A 7,318-nucleotide genomic window follows, 5' to 3' on the forward strand; every position below is an offset into this window, starting at 1 on the left:
GTTCAATTCAAGCATGCGTGCGGGGTCAAGAAGCGCGGTCGAGCTTGCCTTGCTGAGAAGCTTTTGGCCGGCTTCGCCGAAGCGCTCAACCAGGTCGATCGCCGAAAAGGCGAAGTCGCACATCAGCCGCTCGATGATCCACCCGCGAGCGCGGTCGTCGTTGGAAAAGGCAATCCCGCGGACCGAAGCCAACCCACCCTCACCCACCATGCGGCCATATTCAGCGGTCGAAGGCATGTTCTGGACGTAGCCCTGGCGAAACTGGCTGATGGATGAAGGGCCAAGGCCAATCAAAGTCTCGCAGCGATCTTCGGTGTAGCCCTGAAAGTTCCGATGCAAAGTTCCCGAACGCGCGGCAACCGCCAGCGCATCGTCCGGTTTGGCGAAATGGTCGAGCCCGATTGCTTCGTATCCCTGGTTAAGGATGGCGCGCGCTGCCAGTTGCGATTGGGCAAACCGCTCTTCCGGACCTGGCAACCAGGCCTCGTCGATCATTGTCTGATGTTTTTTGAACCACGGCACATGCGCGTAGCCAAAAAGGGCGATCCGATCCGGCTCCAGGGTCAACGCTTGTGCGACCGTCGAGGAAACGCTCTCCCGGGTCTGGTGCGGCAAGCCATAGAGCAGGTCCAAGTTGACCGATTCGACGCCGCGCGAACGAACGCCGTCAACGACAGCTTTCGTTTGCAAGAAGGTCTGCTCGCGATTGATGGCCTTCTGGACCTTGGGATCGAAATCCTGGACGCCGAGGCTCGCTCTCGTCATGCCGATTTCGGCGAGTGCGTCGAGCCGGGCTTCGTCCATGTCGTTGGGTTCGATTTCAACGCTGATCCTGGCGTCGGGAAGAAATGTGAATCCATCGCGCAAGACTTCCGATAGTGCAACGATATCCTGCGGTTTGAGCATGGTTGGCGAACCACCACCGAAATGAACGGCACGCAAGCGGCCCTTGCCTGCGACAAGACAGGCAACGGTCGCGATCTCGTCATGCAGCGAGTGCAGATATTGGGTCACCGGCTCGTACTGGCGTGTCTGCTTCGTATGGCAGGCGCAGAACCAGCAAAGCTTGTCGCAATAAGGGATATGCAGATAGAGCGAGATCTCGTCATCCTCGCCAAGCGCCTGCAGCCAACCACGACACACAGCAGCATCGACACCCGGATGAAAATGCGGCGCCGTGGGGTAACTCGTGTAACGCGGCACGTTCTCGCCAAGTCGGGCAACTAAATCTGGGCGCATGTCCTAATCTGCTCCGGGCTGTGTCGCGCGATGTTGCTCACAAGAGGCAGTAGCGCCTTGATTTCGGTCAATGCCCATGGGCTGCGGACAAACTGCCGCAAGCGCTTTTGCTTGGGTCGATGCTATATCGTGACAGGACTTTGGACCCGCGGAAGACCACGATGACAGTGCGTCAGGATGTACACAGCGCCGGCATTCCCGTGCTTTGCCAATCGTGCGAGGCGCGCCACCATGGCGTTTGCGGCGCTCTCGACCCTGAACAACTGGTGGGTCTAGCCAGAACTTCATCGAAACATACGGTTGAGCCCGGCGTGGAATTGATTGGCGACGCCGAGACCGTCGACAGTTACTCGAACGTGCTCTCCGGCGTGGTCAAGCTTACAAAGAGCCTTTCGGATGGGCGCCAGCAGATTGTCGGGCTCCAATTTGCTCCCGATTTTTTGGGCAGGCCCTTCAAGGTGGAAAGCGCCATCAACGCCGAGGCTGCAACCGCAGTCTCCTTGTGCTCATTCCCCAAGGCCGCCATTGAACGGATGATGAAAGAGTCTCCGGGACTGGAGCATCGCCTGTTCAAGCAGACGCTGAACGAACTCGATGATGCCCGCGACTGGATGGTGACGCTGGGCCGCAAGAGTGCTTCGGAAAAGGTGGCGAGCTTTCTTCTCATGATCGCCAGGAACATAGACCCCGCGCTCGACCCCTCCGCCCAATCGACAAGTTTCGACCTGCCGCTGACCCGCGCCGACATCGCCGATTTTCTCGGTCTGACGATCGAGACAGTTAGCCGCCAGTTGACCAGGTTGCGATCAGATGGCGTGATCCGGATTGAGAACAATCGGCATGTCACAGTCGATAACCTGAACCGGCTCCAGCGCCGCTCCGGCGCTTAGGATCAATAGTCGGATCCAATCGTCGGCAAGACGTGCTCGCGCTCGAAGGCAATATGCCGGCGCAAGCTTTCGAAGAAGCCACGCAGCATGAAGCCAACCGCTTCGGCATTGTCGATAGTCTTGCCATGGCCGATGGCCAGCAGAATTTCGGTCACCTCGGAGGCAAAGCACTCGTCCTCGACATGCTCGGCGCGCAATCGCCGGGTGGAATCGAGGTTGGCGTCGCGGCTGTTCAAAGCAGCCTCATAGGCCGGGAAGATCATCGTCTCTTCGTATCGATGAATGTTTCGCAACAGCGGGACGATCGCGTTTGCCGTGCTCAGGCATTTCAAACGATCAACCTTCGGCAACGTGTCTGCTATTCTTTCCAGAGCATCGCACAGCTGCAGCTTTTCGAGATGCGCACGTTTCATCACCGCCGCCGGAACTACCTCTCTTCCAGATCGAACCGCAAGTGTCGAACTTTCGCGGCTTGTTTTGGACAGCGACGATCCCAGTTCCTTCTCCCTGTTCAACGGCAACCTCCTGATCGTTTGCGCACCCAAGGCTGCCCAATCCGAAAGCGCCGGGCTTTGACATGGATCAAGGCGGCGGCGACGTGACTGCTGAATTGCTGTCCCTGCGGATTGACATCCGCGCATCGGAGTCGACGTCGGGGACATGTCATGAAGTTCGGCACGCTCATCTTCGCCTTAAGCCTTTTCACATTCGCGGCTTTTGTGGCTGCCGGCTTCGGCGTGGACGCGCCATTCCGACAGCATATGTGGGTGCTGTTCTTGGTGTTGCTCGGCTTTGTCGCCATTCTCCTTCGCAACACGAATTTCGCCCCGGCAGTCGCAGTCGATCCATCCGCTTACATGGATGGCCCAATCCGCTACGGCGCCATCGCCACCATGTTCTGGGGTGTCGTCGGCATGCTTGTCGGCGTGGTCATCGCGCTGCAGCTTGCCTACCCCGATCTCAACATCCAGCCCTGGTTCAATTTCGGCCGCCTGCGGCCCCTGCACACGTCGGGCGTCGTCTTCGCCTTCGGCGGCAACGCGCTGCTCTGCACATCATTGTACGTCGTGCAGCGCACCTGCCGCGCCCGCCTCTTCGGTGGTGATCTCGCCTGGTTCGTCTTCTGGGGCTATCAGCTTTTCATCGTCATGGCCGCGACGGGCTACCTGCTCGGCATCACCGAGAGCCGCGAATATGCGGAGCCCGAATGGTATGTGGACATCTGGCTGACCATCGTCTGGGTGGCCTATCTCATCCTGTTCCTCGGCACGATCTTCAAGCGCAAGGAACCGCACATCTACGTCGCCAACTGGTTCTATTTGTCCTTCATCGTGACCATCGCGATGCTGCATGTGATCAACAATCTGTCGATGCCGGCGTCGTTCCTGGGCTCCAAGAGTTACTCCGCCTTTTCCGGAGTCCAGGACGCCTTGACGCAATGGTGGTATGGCCACAACGCCGTCGGCTTCTTCCTGACTGCCGGCTTCCTCGGCATGATGTATTATTTCGTGCCCAAGCAGGCGAACCGCCCGGTCTATTCCTATCGGCTTTCGATCATCCACTTCTGGGCGATCATCTTCCTTTACATCTGGGCCGGGCCGCATCACCTGCACTACACAGCCCTGCCCGATTGGGCGCAGACGCTCGGCATGGTGTTTTCGATCATGCTGTGGATGCCGTCCTGGGGCGGCATGATCAACGGCCTGATGACCTTGTCAGGCGCTTGGGACAAGCTTCGCACCGACCCCATCATCCGCATGATGGTGATGGCCATCGCCTTCTACGGCATGTCGACCTTCGAAGGCCCGATGATGTCGATCAAGGCGGTCAATTCGCTGTCGCATTATACCGACTGGACCATTGGCCACGTCCACTCCGGTGCGCTCGGCTGGGTCGGCATGATCTCGTTCGGCGCGATCTACTACATGGTGCCGAAGCTCTGGAACCGGCAACGGCTCTACTCGTTGCGGCTGGTCACCTGGCATTTCTGGCTGGCGACACTTGGTATCGTTGTCTACGCCGCGGTCATGTGGGTATCCGGCGTCATGCAGGGCCTGATGTGGCGCGAATACGACGAGCAGGGCTTCCTGGTCTACTCCTTCGCTGAAACCGTCGCCGCCATGCACCCCTACTATGTCATGCGCGCCATCGGTGGGGCCATGTACCTCACCGGCGCCCTGATAATGGCCTGGAACATCACCATGACCATCCTCGGATATCAGCGCGAGGAGCAGCCGATGCCCGGCTCCATTCCCACCCTTCAGCCTGCCGAATAAGGAGCCAGACAATGGGCTTGATGGATAGACACGCAATCATCGAGAAGAACGCCACGCTTCTTCTCGTTGGCTCTCTTCTTGTGGTGACTGTCGGCGGCATCGTCGAGATCGCACCACTCTTCTATCTCGACAACACGATCGAGAAGGTGGAAGGCATGCGCCCCTACTCGCCGCTCGAACTTGTCGGGCGCAACATCTATGTGCGCGAGGGTTGCTACCTCTGCCACAGCCAGATGATCAGGCCGTTCCGCGACGAGGTTGAACGCTATGGCCATTACAGCCTGGCGGCCGAGTCGATGTACGATCATCCTTTCCAGTGGGGATCGAAGCGCACCGGACCGGACCTCGCCCGAGTTGGCGACCGCTACTCGAATGTCTGGCACGTCGACCACCTTGCGGACCCGCGTTCGGTAGTGCCGGAATCGATCATGCCGAGCTATGCGTTCCTCAAAGACGCGCCGATCGATGTGAAGGGCTTCTCGACGCATCTGGTTGCCAATGCGCGTGTTGGCGTCCCCTACAACGACGAAATGATCGCCAATGCCAATGCCGATCTGGCGACGCAGGCCGACCCCAATGCCGACACCTCCGGCCTTGAGAAACGCTATCCCAAAGCCAAGGTCGGAGACTTCGACGGCAATCCGCAACAGGTGACTGAAATGGATGCCCTCGTTGCGTATCTGCAGATGCTCGGGACCTTGGTTGATTTCAAGAACTACGACGAAGCCGCCGGCTACCGCTGAGGAGCTTTATTCATGGAATACAATTTGATGCGGGAGTTTGCTGACAGCTGGGGTCTGGTCGCCATGGCGCTCTTCTTTGTCGGCGCGATTGCCTTCGCGCTGCGCCCCGGCAGCCGCAAGCTGGCCGACGAAGCTGCCCGGATTCCCCTTGAGGACGAGTGATCATGAGCGACGAGCATATCGATGAAATCTCTGGCGTCTCGACCACCGGCCACGAATGGGATGGCATCCGGGAGCTGAACAACCCGCTTCCGCGTTGGTGGGTCGTGACCTTTTACGTCACCATTGTCTGGGCGATCGGCTACACCATCGCTTACCCGGCATGGCCTCTGTTGCACTCGGCGACGAAGGGTGTGCTCGGCTATTCCAGCCGCAATGAGGTCAGGAACGAGCTGACCGCGGCTGAAGCCGCCAAGGGCAAATATATCTCGGCGGTGGAGTCCAAGAGCGTCTCGGAGATCGCCGCGGACGACGGCCTGCGCGAATTCGCAATCGCCGCCGGTGGCGCCGCCTTCAAGGTCAATTGCGTACAATGTCATGGCTCCGGCGCCCAAGGTTCCAAGGGCTTTCCCAATCTCAACGACGACGACTGGCTGTGGGGCGGCAAGGCCGAGCAGGTCCAGCAGACGATTACGCACGGCATCCGCTTCGCGTCCGATCCGGACACGCGCCTGTCGGAAATGCCTGCCTTCGGCGACATCATAACCACTGACCAGATCGCTCAGGTCAGCGCCTATGTCGCCAGCCTGTCAGGAAAGCTCCAGGGTGCCGGCCTCGTCGAACCCGGCGCCAAGGTCTTTGCCGAAAATTGCGTGGCCTGTCATGGCGACAATGCAAAGGGTAACAAGGAGCTCGGCGCCCCCGACCTGACCGATGCGATCTGGCTCTATGGATCCGGTGAAACAGCCATCGCCGCCCAGGTCCGGGCGCCGAAACAGGGCGTCATGCCGGCCTGGGGCGCACGCCTGGGCGAGACCAAAGTCAAGGAGCTCGCCGTCTACATCCATTCGCTTGGTGGTGGGGAATAGGAAGCGGGGACCTGTTCCCGGCCCTTCACCAGCCAAGCGACGAGGCCCGGCCATGCCGGGCCTCGACCTGTATTCGACACCGGCAATTGACTTGCATCAACGCGCCTGCCCTCGCCCCGCGGCAAGACTTGCCCACGCTGGCAGCCCGGGCATGGGCAGATTGTCGCCCGCGCGAGTGGAGATGCATGTGCTGGACAATATGCAGGTAGAGCGGCTCGAAGCCGAAGCGGTCAACTCGGCCAAAATGCGCCAGCCTATGTATGCCGCGCGCAAGAAGATATTCCCGAAACGGGCAACGGGAAGCTTTCGCCGGTTCAAGTGGCTGGTGATGGCGATCACGCTCGGTATCTACTACCTGACACCGTGGTTGCGATGGGACCGTGGTCCGTTCGCCCCGGACCAGGCCGTGCTGCTCGATCTCGCCAATCGGCGCTTCTACTTCTTCTTCATCGAGATCTGGCCGCAGGAATTCTACTATGTGGCCGGCCTTTTGATCATGGCCGGAGTCGGTCTTTTCCTGATCACGTCGACTGTCGGGCGTGCCTGGTGCGGCTATACATGTCCGCAGACCGTATGGGTCGATCTGTTTCTGGTCGTCGAGCGCGCCATCGAGGGTGATCGCAACGCCCGCATGAAGCTGGATGCAGGTCCCTGGACCGCCCGCAAGCTTGCGCTGCGAATATCGAAACACGCCATCTGGCTGATCATAGGGGCGGCGACCGGCGGCGCCTGGATCTTCTACTTTGCCGATGCACCGACACTGCTCGGCGAGCTCTTCACCGGCACTGCGGCGCCCGTCGCCTACATCACTGTCGCCGTCCTGACGGCTACCACCTACACGTTCGGCGGTCTGATGCGCGAACAGGTCTGCACCTATATGTGCCCGTGGCCCCGCATCCAGGCGGCCATGCTCGATGAAAATTCCCTCACTGTCACCTACAATGACTGGCGCGGCGAACCGCGTTCGCGCCACGCCAAGAAGCTGCTGGCCGCAGGCCAGCCCGTGGGCGACTGCGTCGACTGCAATGCCTGTGTCGCGGTCTGCCCGATGGGGATCGACATTCGCGACGGCCAGCAGCTCGAATGCATCACTTGCGCGCTCTGCATCGACGCCTGTGACGGCGTCATGGACAAGCTCGGCA

At 59.9% G+C, this 7,318-nt stretch carries 8 protein-coding genes; 6 read left to right on the forward strand and 2 right to left on the reverse strand.

What is annotated here, in order from left to right:
- A partial coding sequence (gene hemN / locus EN749_RS26465; protein ID WP_128364268.1) for an oxygen-independent coproporphyrinogen III oxidase occupies positions 1 to 1,239 on the reverse strand: 1,239 nt, incomplete at its 3' end.
- Positions 1,240 to 1,400: 161 nt separating this feature from the next.
- Between hemN and EN749_RS26470 the strand changes: the two genes are divergently transcribed.
- Positions 1,401 to 2,129, forward strand: a complete 729-nt coding sequence (locus EN749_RS26470) for a Crp/Fnr family transcriptional regulator (protein WP_128364269.1) — start codon at positions 1,401 to 1,403, stop codon at positions 2,127 to 2,129.
- Positions 2,130 to 2,131: 2 nt separating this feature from the next.
- On the opposite strand, the gene EN749_RS26475 is transcribed toward EN749_RS26470, so the two are convergent.
- Positions 2,132 to 2,542 (reverse strand): hemerythrin domain-containing protein, encoded by a 411-nt coding sequence (locus tag EN749_RS26475; RefSeq protein ID WP_128364274.1) that lies wholly within the window; start codon positions 2,540 to 2,542, stop codon positions 2,132 to 2,134.
- Positions 2,543 to 2,794: 252 nt separating this feature from the next.
- On the opposite strand from EN749_RS26475, the gene ccoN reads away from it, so the two are divergent.
- From ccoN to ccoG, 5 genes are all read left to right on the forward strand, one after another.
- Entirely contained in the window at positions 2,795 to 4,405 is a 1,611-nt protein-coding gene (gene ccoN, locus EN749_RS26480; RefSeq protein WP_128364270.1) for a cytochrome-c oxidase, cbb3-type subunit I, read from the forward strand.
- An 11-nt stretch (positions 4,406 to 4,416) separates the two neighbouring features.
- Entirely contained in the window at positions 4,417 to 5,148 is a 732-nt protein-coding gene (gene ccoO / locus EN749_RS26485; RefSeq protein WP_128364271.1) for a cytochrome-c oxidase, cbb3-type subunit II, read from the forward strand.
- A 12-nt stretch (positions 5,149 to 5,160) separates the two neighbouring features.
- Positions 5,161 to 5,310 carry a cbb3-type cytochrome c oxidase subunit 3 gene (locus EN749_RS26490; protein WP_128364272.1) on the forward strand — a complete coding sequence of 50 codons (150 nt, stop codon included), beginning with the start codon at positions 5,161 to 5,163 and terminating at the stop codon, positions 5,308 to 5,310.
- A gap of 2 nt (positions 5,311 to 5,312) precedes the next feature.
- The gene (ccoP, locus tag EN749_RS26495; protein ID WP_128364273.1) at positions 5,313 to 6,176 is read left to right on the forward strand and encodes a cytochrome-c oxidase, cbb3-type subunit III; all 864 of its coding nucleotides are present in this window, start codon (positions 5,313 to 5,315) and stop codon (positions 6,174 to 6,176) included.
- Positions 6,177 to 6,357: 181 nt separating this feature from the next.
- The coding region (gene ccoG / locus EN749_RS26500; protein ID WP_128364275.1) for a cytochrome c oxidase accessory protein CcoG at positions 6,358 to 7,318 on the forward strand (961 nt) is incomplete at its 3' end.

The sequence above is a fragment of the Mesorhizobium sp. M7A.F.Ca.ET.027.02.1.1 genome (assembly GCF_004022985.1).
Classification (GTDB): domain Bacteria; phylum Pseudomonadota; class Alphaproteobacteria; order Rhizobiales; family Rhizobiaceae; genus Mesorhizobium.

What these genes read in the sequence shown, in the direction of transcription:
- ccoN (WP_128364270.1), top strand. Translation starts at nt 2,795, where the DNA reads ATGAAGTTCGGCACGCTCATCTTCGCCTTAAGCCTTTTCACATTCGCG.
- EN749_RS26490 (WP_128364272.1), top strand. Translation starts at nt 5,161, where the DNA reads ATGGAATACAATTTGATGCGGGAGTTTGCTGACAGCTGGGGTCTGGTC.
- ccoO (WP_128364271.1), top strand. Translation starts at nt 4,417, where the DNA reads ATGGGCTTGATGGATAGACACGCAATCATCGAGAAGAACGCCACGCTT.
- EN749_RS26470 (WP_128364269.1), top strand. Translation starts at nt 1,401, where the DNA reads ATGACAGTGCGTCAGGATGTACACAGCGCCGGCATTCCCGTGCTTTGC.
- ccoP (WP_128364273.1), top strand. Translation starts at nt 5,313, where the DNA reads ATGAGCGACGAGCATATCGATGAAATCTCTGGCGTCTCGACCACCGGC.
- EN749_RS26475 (WP_128364274.1), bottom strand. Translation starts at nt 2,542, where the DNA reads ATGAAACGTGCGCATCTCGAAAAGCTGCAGCTGTGCGATGCTCTGGAA.